The following is a 20,646-nucleotide window of genomic DNA, read 5'->3' as shown; positions in this document are numbered from 1 at the left end:
GGGGTGCTCCCTCCCGGCGACGGAACTCGTCGACGGGGACGACGCTACGGATCCGGCGCGCCGCAGCCATCCCGCGGTGGTCTCGACCACCCCCTACCGCGGTATGACGTTCCCGTCCGCGAAGACCACGTCGGGTGCGTCCACACGGCGGTCGACGACGGTGGTCGGGGCCTCCAGGTGCACGGCACCCGAGGGCATGATGCCCGCACCGCCGAACCGTTCCATCACCCGCCACTGCGCGACGACGTCCTCGCCGGCGTGCTCGGGCGGCAGGGTGTCCCAGAACCGGAAGCCACCGACCTCCTCGAGCGCACGGCGGTCGTACAGCGCGCAGGCACCGACCCACGCGACGCGGTAGGGAACCCACTCGCCGGGGTGCAGGTCGAGGTCGGCGGCGACGTGCGTCGGGTTCGCGGCGTTGTGCAGCGACCAGCGGTCGAAGCCGGGGGTGCCGCGGCGCACCACCTCGGGCACGACGGGGCCGTCCCACCGTTCGAACACCGCGGTCTCGTGGGGGCGGCGGTCCTGCAGGTACGACAGGCCCTGCACGGCGCTGCCGACGAACCCGCAGCCCAGTGTGCGCAGCGCGTCGAGCATCCGCGCGATCGACCCCGGCTCGAGCCAGACGTCGTCGTCGAGGAACAGCACCGCGGCGGCCTCGGCGTGGTCGAGCAGGAACTGCCGGTGCTCCGCCAGGCCACGCCGTTCCGGGTGGGTGAGGAGCGTGACGGATCGGCCCTGGGCCTCCAGGACGCGGAGCATGGCGGCGACCGCCGGCGCGCCGGCGGCGTCTCCGTCCGCGGACTGGTCGCTCAGCACGACGCGCAGGTCGACGTCGGTCTGGGCGGCGAGGCCGGCGAGCGTCGTGGCGAGCTCGGCCGGCCGGCCGACGGTCGGGATGAGCACGTCGACGTCGACCGTGCTCGTGTCCGCTGGATCGGGGGCCTTCGCCCAGGACCCGGACCAGCGGGCGGTCACGGTGCCGGGTCCGGTTCGGGCCGCGCAGCGGCTTCGCGGATCCGGCGCACGACGGCGCTGGTGGAGTGCTCGGGCACGTAGTCGACCATGACGACCTCGCCGCCGTAGCCGCGCACGACCTCGGTCTCGGTCAGCATCTCGGGGGAGTAGTCGCCGCCCTTGACGTAGACCTCGGGGCGCAGCCGCTCGATGAGCGGGATGGGGGTGTCCGTCGCGAACACCGTGACCAGGTCGACGCAGGCCAGCGCGGCGAGCACGCCGGCGCGGTCCTCGGCCGGGTTGATCGGCCGCTCCGGGCCCTTCAGGCGGCGCACCGAGTCGTCGTCGTTCAACGCGACGACGAGCAGGTCGCCCAGGTCACGGGCCTGCCGCAGGTACGTGGTGTGCCCGCGGTGCACGACGTCGAAGCAGCCGTTCGTGAAGACGACGCGTCGGCCCGCCCGGCGTGCGGCCTCGACCGCGGTGGCGAGCTCGTCGTGGTCCACGACGGTCGCGGCCGGCGCGGTCACCGATTCGAGCAGGGCCGTGGCGGTGCAGACGGACGTGCCGGCCTCGCGGACGACGACGTCGGCCGCGGCCTGGGCGACCGCCACGGCGTCGCGCAGGGGCGCCTGCACGGCGAGGGCGACGGTCGCGGCGGCGCAGAACGTGTCGCCGGCGCCGGAGGCCTGCTGCTCCGAGGCGGGGGTGGCCCGCGTGCGGAACCCCTGGTCGGACCCTGGCTCGAGCAGGACCGTGCCGTCGCGGTCGAGCGTGACCACCGCGGCACGGGCACCACTGCGGGCGAGCACGTCGGCACGGGCGGCGACGACGGTGCCGACGCGGTCGGCACCCGTTCCGAGCTCCGTGTCGAGCAGCGCGGCGGTCTCCCCGGCGTTCGGCGTGACGAGGTCGGGGTGCAGCGCGGCCCAGCGGGTCAGGTCGTGGGCGTCGACCACGACGGCGCCGGGACGGTCACGGTCGAGCACGGGCACGACGTCCTCGGCGCGGACACCCAGGCCGTAGTCGCACACGACGGCGGCGTCGGCGCACCGGACGGCGCGGGCCACCGAGCGGGCGAGGCGTTCGCCGTGCTCGGCGGTCGGCGTCGCGGCGAGCTCGTCGACCCGGACCACGACGCGGTCACCGCCGACCACGCGCGACTTCGTCGTGGTGCGGGCTCCGGGGATCTCGACCAGGAAGGACGTGTCGACGCCGGCTGCCTCGAGGCGCTGGCGCAGGACGTCACCGGCCTCGTCGTCACCGATGAGCCCCACCATGCGGACCCGGGCGCCGAGGGCCCGGGCGTTCACGGCCGTGTTGGCCGCGCCGCCCGGCACCGCGATGGTCTCGGTGACGCGGACGACGGGGGCCGGGGCCTCACGGGAGACCCGCTCGGCCTCGCCGACCGTCCAGCGGTCGAGGATGCAGTCGCCGATGACGACGACGAGCGGTTCGCGGTCGTCGATCGTGGCGACGAGGTCGCGCACCAGGCGGACGTCGGCGGTCATCGGGTGCCTCCCACGGTGTCGGCGCTGCCGGCGGTGGCGCCGGCAGCGGCTGCGGGGCCGGGTGCGCCCGTTGCGGTGCCGGTGCCGGTGCCGGTGCCGGTGCCCGCGAGCGTGCTGCCGGAGCCCGCTGTCGGCGGCTCGACGGTGCGCCGCGCCGGTGCGGCCTCGAGATGCACCACCGTCGTGGTCGTCATCTCGTCGAGCAGGTGCGGGCCGTACCCGAACCCGGAGCCCGAGGCGCCGCGGGGCTGGGCGCTGCCGCCCGGAGCGCCACCGAACACGGCGTTCACCTTGACCGTGCCGACGGGCAGCTCGGCCGCGGCACGGAGCGCGTGCGCGGTGTCGTTCGTCAGCACGGTGGCGGCGAGGCCGTAGCGGTCGGCGGCGGCGAGCCGGAGGCCCTCCGCGAAGTCCGAAACGACGCGTACCGGAGCGATCGGGCCGAAGGTCTCCTCGGTCAGCACGAGCATGTCGTCCGTGCAGTCGGTCAGGACGGTCGCCGGGTAGAACGACCCGAGCCCGCCGGGCGTGACGCCGCCGGTCCGGACGGCGGCACCGCGGGCGATCGCGTCGTCGACGTGGTGCTGCACGAGTCCGCGCAGCCGGTCGTCCACGAGCGGCCCGAACTCGGCGGCGGGTGCGGCCGTGCGGCGCTCCGCCTCGGCGACGAGCGCGGCGACGAAGGGCTCGGCGACGTCCTGGTGCACGTACACCCGCTCGACGCTGGTGCAGATCTGGCCGGTGTTCGCGAAGGCGCCGAGGGCGACCTGTGCGGCAGCCCACTCCGGGTCGACGTCGGCGTCGACGACGACGGGGTCGTTGCCGCCGTTCTCGCGGATGACGTGGGCGCGGGTGGTCGCGGCCACCTCGCTCAGGCGGTCACCGGTCGCGGTCGACCCGACGTGCGCGTAGACGTCGATGCCCTCCTGCGCCAGGAGCTGCTCGCCGGTGGTCGCGTCGCCGTCGACACCGATGAGCACACCGTCCGGCAGGACCTCGGCGAGCAGCGCGTTGAGTCGGGCGAAGGTCGCGGGGCACCGTTCGCTGCCCTTGTGCACCACCGTGTTGCCCGTGACGATCGCTGCTCCGAAGATCCCGCAGGCCACGGCGACCGGGTCGTTCCACGGCGTCAGGGCGAGCACCACGCCGCGCGGGTGCGGCACCGACCAGTCGGCGGCACCGAACTGCCCGCGCAGGGCCTCACCCCGGTGCACCGGCCCGAGCTCGGCGTACTGCACGAGCGTGCCGATGCCGGCCTCGACCCCACCGAGTGCGTCGCCGGGCACCTTGCCGGTCTCGCGGGTGTTCAGGTCCGCCAGCTCCTGCGCGTGCGCACGGAGGTGCTCGGCCGCGGCGTGCAGCAGTGCACCGCGCTCGGCCGGCGCGGTCCGGGCCCAGGCACCGGCAGCGGCACGGGCACGGGCGACGGCGTTGCGGACGTCGTCGTCGGTCGAGCGGCGCACGGTGGACGCGATCGATCCGTTCACGGGGTCGGTCACCACGAGGTCGTCGGCGGCGGGGGGTGCGATCGTCATGGGGTCCTTCCGGAGGCGGGCGGGCATCTCACGGTGCTCGTGCTCTGCTGTGTGCGGTCACGGCATCGCGCTTCTCGTCCATCCGGGGGCGCTGCTGGGCGTCCGGACGGGTCCGACCGGTAGACGTGGAACCGTGCAACAGATCGGTGTGGGCGGAGAACGGTTCGACGGTGTCAGCGAGATCGCGGTGCTCCGCGGTGGGGGACTGGGCGACCTGATGTTCGCCCTCCCGGCGGTCGAGGCGCTGGCCGCGGCCTACCCGGGAGCCCGGATCACGCTGCTCGGGGCACCGACGGCGCGGCCGGTGCTCGAGGGTCGCACCGAGGCCGTCCACGCCTTCGAGGAGCTCCCCGTCGTGCCCGGCGTCCGGGACTCCGGCGAGGGGGCGCCGACCGAGCAGGACTTCTTCGACCGCCTGCACGGGCGCTTCGACCTCGCGGTCCAGCTGCACGGCGGCGGGCGGAACTCGAACCCCTTCCTGCTCCGGCTCGGCGCCCGCCACACCGTGGGGACCGCCACCGAGGACGCCGAGGTGCTGGAGCGCTGGGTCCGCTACGTCTACTACCAGCACGAGGTCGTCCGCGCGCTCGAGGTGGCGTCGCTCGCCGGCGCCGAACCGGTCACGCTCGACCCCCGGCTGCGCGTGTCCGAGGCCGCGCGGGCCGGGGTCCGGCAGCGTCTCGGGGTCCGGCGGCGGCTCGTCGCGATCCACCCCGGCGCCACCGACCCGCGTCGCCGCTGGAGCCCCTCGCGCTTCGCCGAGGTCGCCCGTGCCCGGCTCGCCGCCGGGGACGACGTGGTCCTCGTCGGCGACGACTCCGACGTGCCGGCGTCGTCCGCCATCGTCGCGTCGCTGCCGCCCGAGCTGCGGGAGCGCATGCACGACCTCACCGGCTCGCTGCCCCTGCGCGAACTCCCCGACGTCCTGGCCGCCGCCGACGTCATGGTCGCCGACGACTCCGGTCCGCGGCACCTCGCCGTGGCCGTCGGGACCCCGACCGTCGGGGTGTTCTGGTTCGGCAACGTGATCAACGCCGGACCCTTCGACCGTGGTCGGCACCGGGTACACCTGGCCTTCGTGACGCGGTGCCCGGTGTGCGGCATCGACGTCACCCAGGTCGGCTGGACCGCCGAACGGTGCGAGCACGACCCGTCCTACGTGGACGAGGTCCAGCCGGAGGTCGTCCTCGCCGACGTCGAGGACCTGCTCCGTACGGTCTGACGCTGCGCGCCGCGCGGTGGGCGCGGCCGGCCGACCGACGGGAGGCGCGGTGCCAGCCCGCCACGCGCCTCCGGTCCGCCCCGTGTCGCGTCACCAGCGCGCGGTGCGAGGTTCCACACTCCGTGCGACGCTCCTGCCCCCGCACGGAGTTCGGAAGCTCGCACCGAGCGGTGAACGCGACCGGCTGCCGGCCTGGAGGCGCGGTGCCAGCCCGCCACGCGCCTCCAGTCCGCCCCGTGTCGCGTCACCAGCGCGCGGTGCGAGGTTGCCCACTCCGTGCGACGCTCCTGCCCTCGCACGGAGTTCGGAAGCTCGCACCAGAGCGCGGCGCGAGCCGCGCACGGCACACGCGGACACACGGGAGGCGCGGTGCCAGCCGGCACCGCGCCTCCCGTCCGTCAGCGGCGAGCGGCTACGGCCAGCTCGGCTCCGTCGCCGGCATGATCGAGAGCTCGCGGATCTCGCAGCCGGCCGGCTGCGACAGCGCGAAGATGATCGAGTTCGCGACGTACTCCGGCTCGATGAGCTGCGCGTCCGGGCCCGGCTTGTACTGCTCGGTCCGGTCGGCGAAGAAGTTCGTGCGCATCCCGGCGGGGATGATGTTGGTCACGCCGATGCGACCGGCGGTCTCGGCGGCCAGCGCCTGCGAGAACCCGCGGACGCCGAACTTCGACGCCGAGTACGCGGTGCCGTCGCCGACGCCGCGCAGGGCGAGCGACGACGAGATCGTGACGACGCGGCCGTGCGTGGCCTCGAGGGCGGGCAGGGCGGCGCGCACGGTCGAGGCGGTGCCGATCAGGTTGACGCCGACGATCTGCTCCCACTTGCCGGACGAGATCGCATCGATCGGGGCGGGCGTGTCGATGCCCGCGGCGGTGACGACGGCATCGAGGCCGCCGTGCCGCTCGGCGGCGTCACGGACCGCCTGCTCGACGGCGTCGGTGTCCGAGACGTCCACGGCGACGGCGTCGACGCCCTCGGGGACGGCGTCGATCCGCAGGTCGAGGACGATCGGGGTGCCGCCGGCCTCGGTGACGGCGGCCACGACGGCGGCGCCGAGTCCGGAGGCGCCGCCGGTGACGAGGACGCGGCCGATGGGGGTGGTGGGGACGGGCATGGGTGTCCTTTGCGTAGTGGTGCGGGAAGTGGTCGAGCTGGTGCGGAACGGCGAGCGGACGCTCAGCCGACGCGTTCGATCGCGGCAGCGAGCCGGGTCGTCGAGCGGCCCGGGTGGAACGGCACGGTGACGACGCGGCCACCCCACTCGGCGAGGGTCACCGTCTCGGGCAGTTCGCTCGCGGTGTAGTCGCCGCCCTTGGCCCAGACGTCCGGGCGGAAGCGGCGCAGGGCCTCGTCGGGGGTGGACTCGTCGAACACCACGACGGCGTCGACGCAGTCGAGCGCCAGGAGCAGCTCGACCCGGTCGTCCTGGGTCATGATCGGCCGGTCGGGGCCCTTCAGTGCGCGGACCGACGAGTCCGAGTTGAGGCACACGACCAGGCAGTCGCCGAGTGCACGGGCTGCCGACAGGGTGCGGGCGTGCCCGGCGTGGAGCAGGTCGAAGCAGCCTCCGGTCGCGACGACGGTGCCGCCGGCACTCCGGACGTCGTGCACCAGGCGCATGGCGTCCCGGTCGGCCCCGGGCACGGCGAGCGGCGCGGGACCGTCGTCGGCGAAGAGCGCGGTGACGCCGCCGGCAGCCAGGTACTCGGAGGCGGCGACCACGCCGGCGGAGACGGCGTCGGGGACGTCCGCGCCGGACGCCAGCGCGACGACGACGCCCGCGGCGAGCCGGTCGCCGGCACCGCAGGGGTCACCGGCGCTGACGGACGGAGCGGGCACGAAGCGGCTGTCGCCCTGGGCATCGGCGAGCAGCGCGCCGCGGTCACCCATCGTCACGGCGACGGCACCGGCCCGCCACTGCTCGACGAGCCGGGCGGCGGCGACGGTCGCGAAGGGCACACCGTGTCCCTCGACGTCGGTGAAGCGTCGTGCCTCGGCCGCGTTCGGGGTGGCGACGGTGGTGCCGGGGACGGGGGCGGCGCCCTTGGGGTGCGGGTCCCAGACCACCGGCAGGTGCTCGGCAGCACGGGTGAGGGCGTCACGGAGTGCCGGGGCAGCGGCGACCCCGCGGCCGTAGTCGGCGACGACGATCGCGTCGACGCCGTCGAGGGCGGCGGTCATCGCGTCCGTGGCCTCGGGCACGGGCGGGGTCGCGCAGCCCTCGTCGATCCGGACGAGGGCATGGTCGACGACGCGAACCCGGGTCTTCACGGGGGTGGCGACTCCGGACGGCCCGGCGACGACTGTGACGTCGGGGAGCAGGTCGCGGATCTCCCGGGCACGGCCGTCGTCACTCAGGACGGTGACCAGGGTGACGTCGTGACCGTCGCGGGCGAGCATCGTCGCGACGAGTCCGGCGCCACCGGCGCGGCGGTCGTCGGTGGCGACGTCCACCACGGGGACGGGTGCGTCCGGGCTCAGGCGCTCGCTCGTGCCGGACACGTCGACGTCGAGCAGGGTGTCCCCGACGACGGCGATGCGGAAGCGCGGGGCGCCGGCACGGCCACCGGCAGCACCGGAACGCGGAGCGCCCGCAGCAGCCCCGCTCATCGACGGCCCCCGCGACGCAGCGTCGGCTCCATCGCCTTGCAGAGCGCGTGCACCAGGACGAGCTGCGCCTCCTGCACGTTGGCGGACGGCCCCTCGATGCAGATCGCGTCGTCGACCAGGTCGGCGAGCGGGTTCGGTCGGGATCCGGTCAGCGCGAGGGAACGGGCACCCACGGCACGGGCGGCCTCGGCGGCCCGCAGCAGGTTCGGGCTCTTGCCGCTCGTCGACAGCAGCACGAGGACGTCGCCGGCCCGGGCGTGCGCCGACACCTGCCGTGCGAACACCTGGTCGTAGCCGTAGTCGTTCCCGATGGCGGTCACGGCGGAGGTCTCGGCGTGCAGCGAGATGGCCGAGTACGCCGGTCGGTCGCCCTCGAAGCGGCCGGTGAGCTCGGACGTCAGGTGCTGCGCCTCGGCTGCCGACCCGCCGTTCCCCGCGGCGAGCAGCCGGCGACCGGCGACGAGCCGTCCGGCGATGTCGTCCGCCCACTCGGCGATGTGGTCCCGGTGATCGACGAGGGAGGCGATCACGGGGACCGACGCCGCGACGTGGTCGACGACGACGCGAGCGCTGTCGGTGACGGCGCGGTCCTCGAGCCCGGTCTGCTGGTCGATGGTCATCGTGCGGTCCTCTCCGTCGACTGCGCGGCGCGGGTGACCCGGCCGGCATGGGTGGTGCGCGAGCGGCCGGTGGCGGGCCCGGCGGTGCTGGCGGACGACGTCGCGCCGGCGAGCAGGCGCTCGTAGACGCGCTCGCTGTCGGCCGCGACCTTCTGCCACGTGTAGCGGGACTCGGCGCGCTGTCGACCGGCACGGCCGTACGCCTCGCGGCGCTCCGGGTCGTCGAGCAGTGCGCCGACGGCCTCGGCGACCGCGGACTCGTCGCGCGGCGGCACGTGCAGGCCGGTGGCGTCCTCGACGACGGTGTCGATGAGCCCGCCGACGCTCGACGCGACCACCGGGCGACCGCACGCCATCGCCTCGAGCGGCACGATGCCGAACGGCTCGTACCAGGGGGCGCAGACGACGACGTCGGCACTTCGGTAGACGGCCGGCATGTCGTGCTGCCCGAGCTGCCCACGGAACGTCACGTGGTCGCGCACGCCGAGCGACCGGGCCAGGGTGTCGAGCCGCTGGTACTCGGGGTCGTCCACCAGGTCGGCACCGGCGACTCCGGCCCCGCCCACGACGACGAGCTCGACGTCACGGCCCTGTTCGACCAGCGCGGCGAGTGCGGCGATCGTCGTCCCGACGCCCTTCCGCTGCACGAGTCGCGAAGCGGTGAGCACCCGGAGCGGACGGTCACGCTGTTCGACGGGGCCGTCCGGACGGAAGAGCGACACGTCGACGCCGCAGGGCACCACGGAGATGCGGTGCAGCGGGACACCGAGGGCCTTGAGCTCGAACGCCTCGTCCGAGCACGTCGCGACGACCTGGTCGACGCTCCGACCGACGGCGGGTTCGACCCACTCGCGCTCGGCCGGGCTGGTGTCCGCGGCACCCTGGTGACGGCGCTTCACGACACCGAGGGCGTGGAAGGTCTGCACCACCGGGATGCGCACCCCACCGGTGCGGGCCTGCACCTGCGTCACCGCGTCGAGGGCGGCGTGGCCCGACATCCAGAAGTGCGCGTGCACCACGTCGGGGCGGTCGAGGAACCACTCGGCGGCGAGCACCGAGGCGAACGTCCCCATGAACGGGAACAGCTCGTCCTTCGGTACGGCACGCGCGGGACCGGCGTCGACGTGCACGACGTCCACACCGGGGCGCAGGGGCACACGGACCGGCTGCGACGCGTCGTCGCGCCGCGTGTAGACGGTCACGTGGTGGCCGCGGTCGGCCAGCGCGCCGGACAGTTCGGCGACGTGGACGTTCTGCCCACCGGCGTCGACCCCGCCGAGCACGGCGAGCGGACTCGCGTGCTCGGACACCATGGCGATCTTCATCGCAGGCTCCCTTCGAGCGCGGCTCCCGCCGCGCGGTTCCGTCGCGCACCGCGCGCGACGGCGTCGTCGAGCAGGTCGTCCCAGTCGGCCAGGAACCGACCGAGCGCGTGCCGTGCGAGCACGGCCTCCCGCGCCACGACTCCCCGTCGACGCGCCTCGTCCGGGTCCTCCAGCAGCAGCCTGGAGGCCCGCACCAGTTGCTCGACGTCCGTCGCGATCGCCCCGGCCTCACCCGGGACCGTGCGGGCCGCGTCCGTCGTCGCGAGCACCAGGACCGGCATGGCCATGTGCATCGACTCGATGAGCGACAGGCCGAGCGAGGTCCAGCGGTTCGGGTGCACGTAGGCCCGCCGTTCGGCCAGTGCCGCGTGCATGGGGTCGGCCTTGACGTCGCCCTGCGCGACCACGCGGTCGCCGAAGCCGAGCTCCGGCAGACGTTCGGTGCCGATGCCCCAGACGTCGACCGGGGCGACCTCGGCAAAACGCGGGAGCAGGTCGGTGCCGACGACACGGTTGCGTCGGACGGGTTCGTTGATGACGACGCCGAGTCGACCGAGCGCACCGGTGTACAGCGGGCCGGGGTCGACGACGCCGTGCTCGACGACGGTGGTCCGGGTGGTGCCGCAGTCCCACATCAGGGCGTTCCAGTGCGTCACGTGCGCGATCGTCAGGTCGTCGCGGTCGCGCATCGGGTGCAGGCTGTTCGGCACGTCGACCCGCGGGGCGTTGTGCTCCACGAAGACGATCGGTACGTCGCGGCCACCGAGCAGACGACGGGCTTCCTCGAGCTCTTCGGTGCGCTGCAGGACGACCACGTCGACCTCGGCCTCGGCGACGTCGGCCGGGTCGATCTCGATCGCGGTCTCCGGCCAGTCGCGCCCGCCACGGCCGAGTCCCCAGGCGTCGCGAGCCGGGGTGGTCGGGATGAGGTACTCGTGGGGGCCGCGGACGAAGGCGTCCATCCAGCCGCCGTGCACGTGCCACACGAGGATCCGCATGCAGGGCCTTCCGGTCAGTGTCGATGGGGGCGCTCCCCGCCGCTGCCGGAGCAGCAGGAGCAGGAGCAGGAGCAGCAGTGGCGCACGCTACGCAGCGCCTTCTGGGCCGCTCCGCAGACTTCTCCGATCAGTCCGCGAAACGCGGTCGAGGAGCCGTTCGTGGGCCTCGAGGACGTCCGCGATGCGCACTCCGGACAGGCACGGGTGGCCGGGGACCGGGCACTCGCGAGCGCGGCTGAGCCGGCACGGGGCGCCCTGGTCGCCGAGCAGTTCGACCAGCGGGGCGTACGGCGCCCACTTCACGGCGGGGACGACGGGCGAGAACAGACTCACGATGGGCGCCCCGACGGCTGCGGCGAGGTGGGCCGGACCGGTGTTCCCGACGACGACGACCTCGGCGCCGGCGAGGACGGCCGCGAGTTCGGCGGGGCTGGTGCGGCCGCCGAGGTCGATGCCGGTGTCGCCCGCCACGGCGGCGGTCAGTGCGCGTTCGCCGGGGGAGCCCGTGACGACGACGGGGACGCCGCGCTCGGCGTAGGCGGCGACGAGCGCACGGTGGTGGGACTCCGGCCACGACCGTGCCGGGACGCTGGCTCCGGGGTGCACGACCACGTAGCGGTCGAGGCCGGCCACGGGCGGGGGCAGGACGGCGTCGTGCCGCACTTCGAGCCTCCCGTCGTCGTCCGGCGGCAGCCGGAACCCGGCCGCCTCGGCGATCCGCAGCGCGCGCTCGGGCTCGGGGAGGTCCTCGGGCAGGTCCTCGCCGGGGCGCAGCCGCACGTCGAGCAGGGACCTGGGATGGTCGACCGAGGCCCCGGAGACCCGGGGGACCCCGGCCAGGCGCAGGAGGAGCGCGAGGGGCAGGGGCGACTGGTGGAAGGACGTCAGGACGACGGCCTCGTCGGGCTGTTCCTCGGCGACCAGCGCGCGGAACTCGGCGAGCAGGGCGTCGTCGATCGGGCGTGCGGTCTCGGTGACCCACGGTGCCGCCCACACCCGCACCCGGTCGATACCGGGCAGCAGGTCGGCGGCCGGCGCCCCCTGCGGTCCGCAGAGCATCGTCACGTGCGCGGCACCGGCGGCGACGGCGCGCACCGCCGGTCCGGCGACCAGGACGTCGCCGAAGGAGTCGAGTCGGGCGACGAGGACGCGCCGACCGGCGCTCACGCCCGGTCCGCCACGCTGCCGACGTGCTCGAGCACCAGGGTGACGGCCTCGTCCAGGTCCGCGGCGACGGTGTCGGCCTCGTCGATCTCCTGACGGCGGGTGCGCGGGGTGGGCACGAGGATCCCCTGCGCGCCGGCGTTCCGGGCGGCCTGCACGTCGGCGCCGATGTCACCGACGACGACGATCGACTCCGGCGGGATGCCGAGCCGCTCGGCGGCGTCGAGGACCATCCCGGGCCGGGGCTTCCGGCAGGCGCAGTCGTCACCGGCGTCGTGCGGGCAGACGCACCACACGTCGAACGGGCCGACGAGCTCGTCGACCCGGGCGTTGGTGGCGTCGACCTGTTCGCGCGTGGCCATGCCCTTCGCGATCACCGACTGGTTCGTGACGACACCGAGCCGCAACCCGGCGGCACGCGCCCGGTCGACGGCGCGGCGGGCACCGGGGACGGGGACGACCAGGTGCGGGTCGGCGTTGTACGGGACGTCCACCACGAGGGTGTCGTCGCGGTCGAAGAGCAGGCCGCGGATGACGCGGTCCGGTGCGAGGGCCATGCACCGTGACTACCGGTCAACGGCCGGGGACCGCCCCAGGAAGAGCCGCGGAGCGCGTTCTCGGCAGGACCGTCAGCGTGCCGGGTCTACCGTCGCGGCGGTGACCGCCCTCGAGAACCTGCCCGACCCCGACGGACGCCCGGAACTGCTCGTCCTCCGTGCCATCAAGCTCGGCGACCTGCTCGTCGCCGTCCCCGCACTGCACGCGCTCCGCCGCGCCTTCCCCGACCACCGCATCACCCTGGCCACCACGGCATGGCTGGCACCGGTCGTCGAGCTCGTCCCGGCGGTGGACGTGCACCTGGCCCAGCACGGTCTCGACCACCCGATCGCGGTGCCGCACGGTGCGGTGGACGTCGCCGTCAACCTGCACGGCGCCGGCCCGGAGTCCTCGGACCTCGTCGCCGCGCTCGGCCCGCGGCGGGTCATCGGCCACGCCGACCCGACCCACGGCTACGAAGGCCCGGAGTGGCCCGACGACGTGCACGAGCGCGACCGCTGGGCGGACCTGCTGACGTGGCACGGCATCCAGGCGGACGCGACCGAGGTGCACATCGACCGCCCCGCCGAGCCGCCGGTGGTCGCCGACGCGGCCGTCGTGCACGTGGGTGCCTTCCACGGTGCGCGGCACTGGCCGACGGACCGCTTCGCCGACGTGGTGCGCGGACTGCAGGAGCGCGGTGCCGACGTGGTCCTGACGGGAGGCTCGGACGACGTCGTGCGTGCCCGTGCCGTCGCCGACGCGGCCGGTCTGGCGCCGGAGGCGGTGCTGGCCGGCACCCTGGACCTGCAGGCCTTCGCCGCGGTGATCGCCGCGGCGCGGCTCGTCGTCACGGTCGACACCGGTGCTGCACACCTGGCGACCGCGTACGGGGTGCCCTCGGTCGTGCTGTTCGGCCCGGCGCCGCCCGAGGCGTGGGGCCCGCCGTCGACCGGCCCGCACATCGTGCTCACCGACGCTTCGGTCCGCCGCGGCGACGTCTTCGCCGAGGACCCGGACCCGGCGATCCTGGCCGTGACCGCGGACGACGTGCTCGGCGCGGTGGACCGGCTCCGGGTGACCGCTCAGGCGGCCGGGCGGTAGCGTCGACCGAGAGCCACCCGGACCTGCCGGATGCTCGGAGGGAGTCCTTCGTGTTCGAAGCCGCGAACATCCGTGACTGGATCGGTCTGCCAGTCGTCGACGAGGCCGACGACAAGGTCGGCACGCTCGAGAGCATCTACTACGACACCGCCACGTCCGAGCCGGCGTTCGGTGCCCTGACGACCGGCATGGTCGGGTTCCAGAAGCTCGTCTTCGTCCCGCTGTTCGGCGCGACCGTCGCCCCGAAGCACCTGCGTGTGACGTTCCCGAAGAAGCTCGTCAAGGACGCCCCGTCGATCTCGACCGACGGCGAGCTCGACGCCGCGACCGAGCCGGAGCTGTTCCAGCACTACGGGCTGGAGTACCGCACCGGCAGCGGTGGTGAACGCCGACTCGGACGCCGCTGAGCCCGTCACGCCCCACTGACCCTCCCGGTCCGACCGACCGATCCGCCGCACCCGCCCGGAGGCCGCAACTGCTCCGCACCGCCCGTACGACGCTGCTCGCCGCCCTGGCGGCGGTCGCCGTCGTCGGGCTGGTGGTGGCCGGGGTCGCGGCACCGGGGCCGGTGGAACGGGCGTCGGCCGCGCCGATGTGGCCCGTCCCGCAGCCCTACCCGGTGCCGGACGATCCGGCCGAGCCGCTCGCCGACCTCCCGCCCGGCAGCGAGTACGTCGCCCTCGGTGACTCGTACTCCGCCGGCTACGGCCTCGGCGACCGGACCCGGCTGCCCACGAGCGCGTGCGTGCAGTCCGCCCGTGACTACCCGCACCGGCTCGCGGCGCGGTTCGGCCTCGACCTGACCGACGTCACGTGTGCGGGCGCCACCAGCGAGGACGTCACGACCGGACACCAGTTCAAGGGCGTCCCCCCGCAGATCGAGTCGCTGTCCTCGCGCACTCGGCTCGTGACCCTGACGATCGGCGGCAACGACGCGGACCTGTTCGGCACGGCCGCGTCGTGCCTGGCGATCTCGGCCGACGGCCCGGTGTTCTCCGGACGTGACGCGCCGTCGTGCAGGAGCACGCTCGTGCAGGACGGTGAGGACCAGCTCAGCGTGAAGATCCAGTCGCGGGTCGCGCTCGGCATCGCCGACACCCTCGCAGCGGTGCAACGGGCCGCGCCGAACGCCGTCGTCGTGTTCCTCGGGTACCCGGCGATCTTCCCGGACGCCGAGCACACCCCGGCGAAGGGCTGCTTCCGATCGGCGCTCGACCTCGGCACGCTCGCCGGGTCGTTTCCCTCGGACACCTTCCCCTTCACCGACGACGACGTGGCGTACCTGCACGGCGTGCAGGAGGAGCTCGATGCGGTGTCCGCGTCCGCCGCCGACGCCGCCGGGGTGCGGTTCGTCGACGTCCTCGAACGCACCGAGGCCCACTCGGCCTGCGCCCCGGCGGACGAGCGCTACGTCGCAGGCGTCAGCCTCACCGGCTCGAGCGACCTGCGGCGCATCGATCTGCAGGCCGGCGCCCTGCACCCCAACGGCCGCGGTGTCGCGTACCTCACCGACCAGATGGCCGACGCGATCCGGGAACTCGCCGGCTGACCCGTCCGGACCCCGCGGTGTCCGCGTGGGCCGCCGGTGGGACGACGCAGACCGGTGCCGCCGTCTCACGCACCACGTCGTGGAGCAGTGCGCCCGAAAGCACCCGCACGTGTCCCCGTCCGAGCACCACGAGCGACGCCCGCCGCGTGCGCGACGCGATGGCGTGCCCCGGGTGTCCCTCCACGAGCAGTGGCCGGATGCGTACCGCCGGGAACCGCGCGGTCAGGTCCTCGGTGACCCGCTGCAGCAGTTCGGCGTTCCGGGCGCGCCACCGCAGGGGGTCCTCGGCGAAGTCGGTGAGCCCGGTCCGGGTCAGCACGGGCATCTCCCACGCCCGGAGCAGCGTCAGTCGCCGGTGCAGCCGGACGGCTTCGGTGACGGCGATCGAGACGGCCCGTTCGTCGATCGGTTCCTCGACGGCCAACACCACGTCGCCGTCGATCGGGTGCGGGCCCTCGGGGACGACCACGGTCGGCACGGCCGCGCGGATCGCCACGCGCGCCGGATCGCCGCCGGCGGTCGAACCCCGTCGGCTCCGGAACGTCCCGATCACCAGCAGGTCGCCGCCGTCCGACTCCTCGACCAGGGCGGTGGCGAACGGCCCGGCGTGCCGGTGCACCTCGACGGTGGCTCCGGGCAGGGCTGCGCGAGCGGCCTCGGCGAGGCGGTCGGCGACGGGTCCGGGGCCCTCGATCGCCGGGTCGGCGCCGATGATCCGGACCCGCTCGATCCCGCTGTCCGCGCGGGCGACGATCCACCGCAGCGCCTCGTCGTGCGGCATCGCGGCGTCTGCGGCCAGCGTCACCGTCGTCCATCGTTCGTCCATCCCGATCGGCCTCCTCCATCGCAGGTCCTCCGGGGGCGTCACACGGCGCTCCGTGCGCCACACGGTACTCCCGGCGGGACGTGGGGAACCGGCGGTGGGGCCGGGCGCGTCGGGTGGTACGTGGCGCGCGTGTGGTGATCCGGGCCTCCCGGCCGGGTCTGCGTAGTCTCGGGGCGTGGTCGTGAGCGCCGGACTGTTGCTGCACCGGACCGGTCCGTCCGTGCCCGAGGTCTTCCTCGCGCACATGGGCGGGCCGTTCTGGCGGAACCGGGCGCGTGCCTGGTCGATCCCGAAGGGGCTGGTCGAGGCGGGCGAGGAGCCGGTCGGCGCCGCGCTGCGCGAGTTCGCCGAGGAGATCGGCGTGCCCGCCCCGGTGACCGCCGCCGACGTCACCGACCTGGGGGAGTTCCGGCAGGCGTCGGGCAAGCGCGTGCGGGTCTTCGCGGCCGAGGCGTCGGCGTTCTCGGTCGACACCGTGCGGAGCAACACCGTGCGGCTCGAGCTGCCGCGCGGGTCGGGGCGGTTCGTCGAGGTGCCCGAGGTGGACGACGCACGGTGGGTCGGCCTCGACCACGCGCGGGAGCTGGTGGTGGCCGGGCAGGTCGCGGCGCTCGACGCCCTGGTCGCGCTCCGTCCTTGACGCGCCGTTCGGTTTGTTCGAGGGGTCACGAACTGTCGTCCGGCGGCCCTGCAACCGACACTTCTCGGCCCCTCGGGGATCGGCGCGCGGCAGGTCCTGACCGCTCGGCGGAACCTTCTTGCTCGTGTCGTGCCCCGGACACGAGCCGTGCCCGCTGGATAGTCTGAGGGGGTGTCGGGTTCTCCGGCGCCACATCAGGGGAGTACGCATGCGGCGCTGGCGCGCGGTCACGGCGGGGCTGACGGCCCTCGCACTCGGAGCAGGACTCGCGATCGGCGGCGCGACCAGTGCGTCGGCGGAGCCGGTCGGCAACTGGGGGACCTTCACCCTCAGCGGAGCGAGCCGCGCCTACACCGGCACGATGACGCTCGCCGGGTTCCCCGAGACGACCTTCACGTCGGACTCCCGGCAGTCGACCGTCGTCAGCGGGGCATCGACCTGGCAGTCGGCGTCGACACCGACGGGCGCGGTCTACGGGACGAGCCGCGGCCAGACGTACATGAACCAGCGGCCGAACGTCGATTCGCCCAGCTCCGGCGCATCGACCACCACCTACACGTTCGCCGAACCGACGCCGGGTGCCCAGAGCTGGTCGTTCGTGCTCGGCGACGTCGATGCCGACCGGGCGACCATCTCGGCCACCGTCTCCGGAGGCGGCGCCGCGACCGCGGAGCAGCTCGGCTACGTGAGCTCCTACAACTCGTGCTCAGCCGCCGCCGCCGGAGGGCCGTCGTGCGTCGCCGACCCCGACGGCACGACCGGGCAGGACCTGCCCACCTGGGACCCCGCGACCCGCACCCTGACGGGCAACAGCGGAGCCGTCGACACCGCCGGCGCCACGGCCTGGTTCACGCCGACCGTCTCGCTCACCAGCCTGACGATCACGTACCAGCAGCGGAGCGGATTCCCCGTCTACCAGACCTGGTTCGCCAACCGCACCGCCGCGATCACCGGTACGGCGACCCTCGACGGCGTCCCCATCGCCGGGGCGATCGTCCGCGTCACCGCTCCGCGCGGCACCGTGTACACGACGACCACCAGTCCCGACGGCACCTACGCGTTCCCGCAGTTGCCGGTCATCGCGAACTACCGCGTCGAGATCGCCCCGCCGGACGGTGCCGACGGGCCCGACCAGCCCGCGAGGGTCTCCCTCGCCCAGACCGGCTCGCCGGGCGGTGTGGACCAGCAGGCCGACTTCGCGTTCACGTCGCCAGAGGACACCGTGTCGGTCATCGGCACCGTGGTCGACGAGGACGGCCGACCGGTCTCGAACCTCGAGGTCGTCATCACCGACCCGGTCTCCGGGGACGTCCTCGTCGACACGACCACGAACAGCGACGGGGTCTACACCGGCTCGGACCTGCCTGCGGACACCGACCTCGACGTCTCCGTGGCGAACGAGCCGCCCGTGACCATCACGACCGACGACGCAGCGCCGGCGATCCCCGACGAGATCGACGTCCCGGCCGCCGTCGTCGCGACGGTCGCCGGTGTGGTCTCGCTCGACGGTTCACCCGTGCCCGCAGGAGCGGTGGTCGAGCTCGTCGACGGCACCGGCGCCGTGGTCGCATCGACGGAGACCGATGCCGACGGGCGCTACGTCTTCGCCACCGCGGCGGGCACGTTCACCGTCCGGACCGGACGACCGGAGGCGGGGGCGACCGGGACGACCTCGAACACCGGTGTGACGGCCGTCGCCGGCGAGCGTGCTTCGTCCGACCTGCCGTTCGCCTCAGCAGCCCCCGCCGCCGAGGTCACGACCGACCAGCCCGGCACGGTCGCCGACACGAACGGCGAACCCGTTCCCGACGTCGAGGTCGTCGCGACACCGACGGACCCGCAGTCCGGCGATCCCGTGTCGGTCGTCACGGACGACGACGGTGCGTTCGACCTGCCCGGGCTGGAGCCGACGACCGAGTACGTCGTATCGGTCGACGTCGAGGGGGCCGAGACGGCGACCGTCGTCACTCCGGAGTCCGGGGCCGCGACGCCGCTGGCGTTCGTCGTGCGGGCAGCAGTGGGTCCGGCTCCGGCTCCCGCTCCCGCTCCCGCTCCGTCGCCTGCTCCGAGCGGCCCTCCTTCGGCGGCTCCGGCCGCCCCCGCTGCCGGCTCGGGCTCGGCACCGGTGTCGGGCCGGGGCGACGCGGGCGACAGTGGCCCGCTGGCCTACACAGGGGCGGACCTCCGGCCTGGACTCGTCGCCGCCGGGGTGCTCGTGCTGCTCGGTGCGGCACTGCTGACCTCCCGTGCGGTGCGCAACCGCCGCCGCACGGACCACCTGCAGGACTGACCGAGCGGCGGGCGTGGCGGGCGGAGGCGGAGGTCGCACGACACGCCCCCCGCGTACGCCGAGGGGTCACGAACCGTCGCCAGACGAGCCTGCAGACGACAGTTCGTGCGACCCCGGCGCCCTGCTGACGGCATGTCGTGACCACTCGGCGACCGCGCCCGTGATCCGCGCCGGCGCTCGTGCAAGCCCCTAGCGCGTCCGCGGCCGCCGCACCGAACCCGTGGCGACGCCGATCGACCCCGTGACCGTCTGGATCGCCCGCCCGACGACCGGCACCGACGTGGTGACGACCGCGAGCGACGACGTGATGGCCTCGATGGACGACGTCGACAGGTGCTCCTGCGTGTGCGTGTGCACCGGGAACCCACGGCGCGCCAGCACGACGACCCCGAGCGCCCCGACCAGCACCGCGGCACCGGCGAACGGCAGGTACTGCAGCCCGACGATCCCGAGGGCCTGCCCACCGAACGCCGCCCCGCCGGCGATGCCGATGTTCGACGCCCCGTTGACCAGCGCGCCGGCGATGTCGGGGGAGACGCCCCCGGCACGGATCGCCGCGGCCATGAAGAGCGTGCCGGTCGTGCCGTTCGCGGCCATCCAGACGCCCGCGACGACCATCGTCCCGATCAGGGAGCCGTGCACGAACGGCATCGTCGCGAAGGCCACGGCCATCACGGCGACCGAGGCGATGAGCGTCTGCCGGGGCGCACGGTCGACGAACATGCCGGCGAGCCAGAGCCCGACGACACCGGTGCCACCGAGCACGAGCAGCGCCCCGCTGACCATTCCGGCGTCGAGCCCGGCGTCGATCGCGTACGGCCCGATGTAGGTGTAGACGACGTAGTGCCCGCCGAACAGGAGCATGTCGGCGATCACGACGGACAGCAGTCCGGTGCGCGCCCAGGCCTTCGGCGACCCGATGTGCGGCGACGAGGCACCGCGGACGGCGGGCAGGAACAGCAGGGCGACGACCGCGAGTGCCGCCGCTGCGACACCGACGGAGAACACGGCCTGGCGCCAGCCGATGTGCTGCGCGACCCAGGTCGCGACCGGCACGCCGAGCACGAACCCGAGCGAGCTGCCCGAGTACACGAACGCGATCGCCCGTCCCGCCAGCCGCGGCGGGACGATCCGGGTGGCGTACGCCGAGGCGACCGAGAAGAACAGTGCGTGCGCGATGCCGCCGACGACGCGTCCGGCGCAGACCACGGCGAACGACGGCGCGAGCGCGACCATCAGGTTCGACACGGTGTAGCCGACGAGCGTGGCGACGAGCACGGTCTTGCGGGGCAGCTTCGCGGTGAACGCGGTGAGCGGCAGCGCGAGGAGCGCGACGGCCGCGGCGTACACGGTGATGACGATGCCCATGGTGGCCTCGGTCACGCCGAGGTCGGCGCTCATCGTGCCGAGCAGCCCGACGGGCATGAGCTCGGTGGTGATGGCGAAGAACGTGGCCAGTCCGAGCACGGCGATGCCGACGATGGACTGACTGGTGACGGTGATCGGCCGCGTGTGGGTCGACACGGCCGAGGTGGTGGTGTTGGTGGACACGCTGCTGACCTCCTCCGAGGCACGGTGGAGCGCGCGACGATGCCGATCGTTCTGACGGCGGTGACCGGGAGGGTCTGCGGGGCGCGCTCGCTGGCGGATGTGGATGATGTGGGTACGACTCCACGACGAGTGCGCTCATCCAGTGTTGCACGATGGAACGACTCTCGCGAGGGCATCCGGCAAATACATCGGAGCGCTCCAACG

18 protein-coding genes are annotated in these 20,646 nt (G+C 74.3%); 6 read left to right on the top strand and 12 right to left on the bottom strand.

All coding sequences use genetic code 11. The features are described 5' to 3' along the window. Positions 1-93 precede the first annotated feature (93 nt). The 3 genes from Q9R26_RS08135 to Q9R26_RS08125 are packed head-to-tail and all read right to left on the bottom strand — an operon-like array spanning position 94 to position 4,003. Entirely contained in the window at positions 94-978 is an 885-nt protein-coding gene (locus tag Q9R26_RS08135) for a glycosyltransferase (protein WP_311226974.1), read from the bottom strand. Further along, positions 975-2,468 carry a D-glycero-beta-D-manno-heptose 1-phosphate adenylyltransferase gene (gene rfaE2, locus Q9R26_RS08130; protein ID WP_259577827.1) on the bottom strand — a complete coding sequence of 498 codons (1,494 nt, stop codon included), beginning with the start codon at positions 2,466-2,468 and terminating at the stop codon, positions 975-977. Before rfaE2 ends, Q9R26_RS08135 begins: the two co-directional genes overlap by 4 nt. Continuing rightward, complete coding sequence (locus Q9R26_RS08125) at positions 2,465-4,003, bottom strand: aldehyde dehydrogenase family protein (protein ID WP_311226973.1); 1,539 nt, start codon at positions 4,001-4,003, stop codon at positions 2,465-2,467. Before Q9R26_RS08125 ends, rfaE2 begins: the two co-directional genes overlap by 4 nt. A 133-nt stretch (positions 4,004-4,136) precedes the next feature. Here Q9R26_RS08125 and Q9R26_RS08120 point away from each other — a divergent pair, with 133 nt between their 5' ends. Further along, entirely contained in the window at positions 4,137-5,225 is a 1,089-nt protein-coding gene (locus Q9R26_RS08120; protein WP_311226972.1) for a glycosyltransferase family 9 protein, read from the top strand. A 412-nt stretch (positions 5,226-5,637) separates the two neighbouring features. On the opposite strand, the gene Q9R26_RS08115 is transcribed toward Q9R26_RS08120, so the two are convergent. From Q9R26_RS08115 to Q9R26_RS08085, 7 genes are all read right to left on the bottom strand, one after another. Next, on the bottom strand, positions 5,638-6,342 hold the full coding sequence (locus Q9R26_RS08115; protein ID WP_027465581.1) for an SDR family oxidoreductase: 705 nt from the start codon (positions 6,340-6,342) through the stop codon (positions 5,638-5,640). 62 nt (positions 6,343-6,404) lie between these two features. Beyond that, positions 6,405-7,838: a PfkB family carbohydrate kinase gene (locus Q9R26_RS08110; protein WP_311226971.1), complete on the bottom strand. Its 1,434-nt coding sequence runs from the start codon at positions 7,836-7,838 to the stop codon at positions 6,405-6,407. Then, entirely contained in the window at positions 7,835-8,458 is a 624-nt protein-coding gene (locus Q9R26_RS08105) for an SIS domain-containing protein (RefSeq protein WP_110859969.1), read from the bottom strand. Before Q9R26_RS08105 ends, Q9R26_RS08110 begins: the two co-directional genes overlap by 4 nt. Continuing rightward, the gene (locus Q9R26_RS08100; protein WP_311226970.1) at positions 8,455-9,783 is read right to left on the bottom strand and encodes a glycosyltransferase; all 1,329 of its coding nucleotides are present in this window, start codon (positions 9,781-9,783) and stop codon (positions 8,455-8,457) included. Before Q9R26_RS08100 ends, Q9R26_RS08105 begins: the two co-directional genes overlap by 4 nt. Beyond that, positions 9,780-10,781: a glycosyltransferase gene (locus Q9R26_RS08095; RefSeq protein WP_311226969.1), complete on the bottom strand. Its 1,002-nt coding sequence runs from the start codon at positions 10,779-10,781 to the stop codon at positions 9,780-9,782. The genes Q9R26_RS08100 and Q9R26_RS08095 overlap by 4 nt, the downstream gene beginning before the upstream one ends. Positions 10,782-10,868: 87 nt before the next feature. Further along, entirely contained in the window at positions 10,869-11,948 is a 1,080-nt protein-coding gene (locus Q9R26_RS08090) for a glycosyltransferase family 9 protein (protein WP_311226968.1), read from the bottom strand. Continuing rightward, on the bottom strand, positions 11,945-12,502 hold the full coding sequence (locus tag Q9R26_RS08085) for an HAD-IIIA family hydrolase (protein WP_182067085.1): 558 nt from the start codon (positions 12,500-12,502) through the stop codon (positions 11,945-11,947). The genes Q9R26_RS08090 and Q9R26_RS08085 overlap by 4 nt, the downstream gene beginning before the upstream one ends. Before the next feature lie 100 nt (positions 12,503-12,602). Between Q9R26_RS08085 and Q9R26_RS08080 the strand changes: the two genes are divergently transcribed. The 3 genes from Q9R26_RS08080 (at position 12,603) to Q9R26_RS08070 (ending at position 15,135) form a co-directional block, all read left to right on the top strand. Next, complete coding sequence (locus tag Q9R26_RS08080; RefSeq protein ID WP_209134417.1) at positions 12,603-13,586, top strand: glycosyltransferase family 9 protein; 984 nt, start codon at positions 12,603-12,605, stop codon at positions 13,584-13,586. Positions 13,587-13,636: 50 nt separating this feature from the next. Then, entirely contained in the window at positions 13,637-13,993 is a 357-nt protein-coding gene (locus tag Q9R26_RS08075) for a PRC-barrel domain-containing protein (protein WP_027465587.1), read from the top strand. A 185-nt stretch (positions 13,994-14,178) separates the two neighbouring features. Further along, on the top strand, positions 14,179-15,135 hold the full coding sequence (locus Q9R26_RS08070; RefSeq protein ID WP_311226967.1) for an SGNH/GDSL hydrolase family protein: 957 nt from the start codon (positions 14,179-14,181) through the stop codon (positions 15,133-15,135). Here the strand turns inward: Q9R26_RS08070 and Q9R26_RS08065 are convergent. Next, the gene (locus tag Q9R26_RS08065) at positions 15,092-15,961 is read right to left on the bottom strand and encodes a universal stress protein (protein WP_209134414.1); all 870 of its coding nucleotides are present in this window, start codon (positions 15,959-15,961) and stop codon (positions 15,092-15,094) included. The two genes, Q9R26_RS08070 and Q9R26_RS08065, sit on opposite strands and share 44 nt — an antisense overlap. A 175-nt stretch (positions 15,962-16,136) precedes the next feature. Here Q9R26_RS08065 and Q9R26_RS08060 point away from each other — a divergent pair, with 175 nt between their 5' ends. Then, entirely contained in the window at positions 16,137-16,601 is a 465-nt protein-coding gene (locus Q9R26_RS08060; protein WP_311226966.1) for an NUDIX domain-containing protein, read from the top strand. Between the two features lie 208 nt (positions 16,602-16,809). After that, positions 16,810-18,891 carry a carboxypeptidase regulatory-like domain-containing protein gene (locus tag Q9R26_RS08055; RefSeq protein ID WP_311226965.1) on the top strand — a complete coding sequence of 694 codons (2,082 nt, stop codon included), beginning with the start codon at positions 16,810-16,812 and terminating at the stop codon, positions 18,889-18,891. A 189-nt stretch (positions 18,892-19,080) separates the two neighbouring features. Here Q9R26_RS08055 and Q9R26_RS08050 read toward each other — a convergent pair whose 3' ends face one another. Beyond that, a complete protein-coding gene (locus Q9R26_RS08050) occupies positions 19,081-20,442 on the bottom strand; it encodes an MFS transporter (protein WP_259577842.1) in 1,362 nt (453 codons plus the stop codon). Between the last annotated feature and the right edge of the window lie 204 nt (positions 20,443-20,646).

This window comes from Curtobacterium sp. BRB10 (assembly GCF_031844325.1).
GTDB classification, from domain to species: domain Bacteria; phylum Actinomycetota; class Actinomycetes; order Actinomycetales; family Microbacteriaceae; genus Curtobacterium; species Curtobacterium poinsettiae_A.
Note: the sequence above shows the minus strand (reverse complement) of the source record. Positions and strands in the feature narration are given on the sequence as shown.

Excerpts from the sequence above, each read along its gene's own strand:
- Q9R26_RS08125 (WP_311226973.1), bottom strand. The coding sequence starts at position 4,003 with ATGACGATCGCACCCCCCGCCGCCGACGACCTCGTGGTGACCGACCCC.
- Q9R26_RS08115 (WP_027465581.1), bottom strand. The coding sequence starts at position 6,342 with ATGCCCGTCCCCACCACCCCCATCGGCCGCGTCCTCGTCACCGGCGGC.
- Q9R26_RS08095 (WP_311226969.1), bottom strand. The coding sequence starts at position 10,781 with ATGCGGATCCTCGTGTGGCACGTGCACGGCGGCTGGATGGACGCCTTC.
- Q9R26_RS08055 (WP_311226965.1), top strand. The coding sequence starts at position 16,810 with ATGCGGCGCTGGCGCGCGGTCACGGCGGGGCTGACGGCCCTCGCACTC.
- rfaE2 (WP_259577827.1), bottom strand. The coding sequence starts at position 2,468 with ATGACCGCCGACGTCCGCCTGGTGCGCGACCTCGTCGCCACGATCGAC.
- Q9R26_RS08070 (WP_311226967.1), top strand. The coding sequence starts at position 14,179 with ATGTGGCCCGTCCCGCAGCCCTACCCGGTGCCGGACGATCCGGCCGAG.
- Q9R26_RS08065 (WP_209134414.1), bottom strand. The coding sequence starts at position 15,961 with ATGGACGAACGATGGACGACGGTGACGCTGGCCGCAGACGCCGCGATG.
- Q9R26_RS08110 (WP_311226971.1), bottom strand. The coding sequence starts at position 7,838 with ATGAGCGGGGCTGCTGCGGGCGCTCCGCGTTCCGGTGCTGCCGGTGGC.
- Q9R26_RS08085 (WP_182067085.1), bottom strand. The coding sequence starts at position 12,502 with ATGGCCCTCGCACCGGACCGCGTCATCCGCGGCCTGCTCTTCGACCGC.
- Q9R26_RS08105 (WP_110859969.1), bottom strand. The coding sequence starts at position 8,458 with ATGACCATCGACCAGCAGACCGGGCTCGAGGACCGCGCCGTCACCGAC.
- Q9R26_RS08100 (WP_311226970.1), bottom strand. The coding sequence starts at position 9,783 with ATGAAGATCGCCATGGTGTCCGAGCACGCGAGTCCGCTCGCCGTGCTC.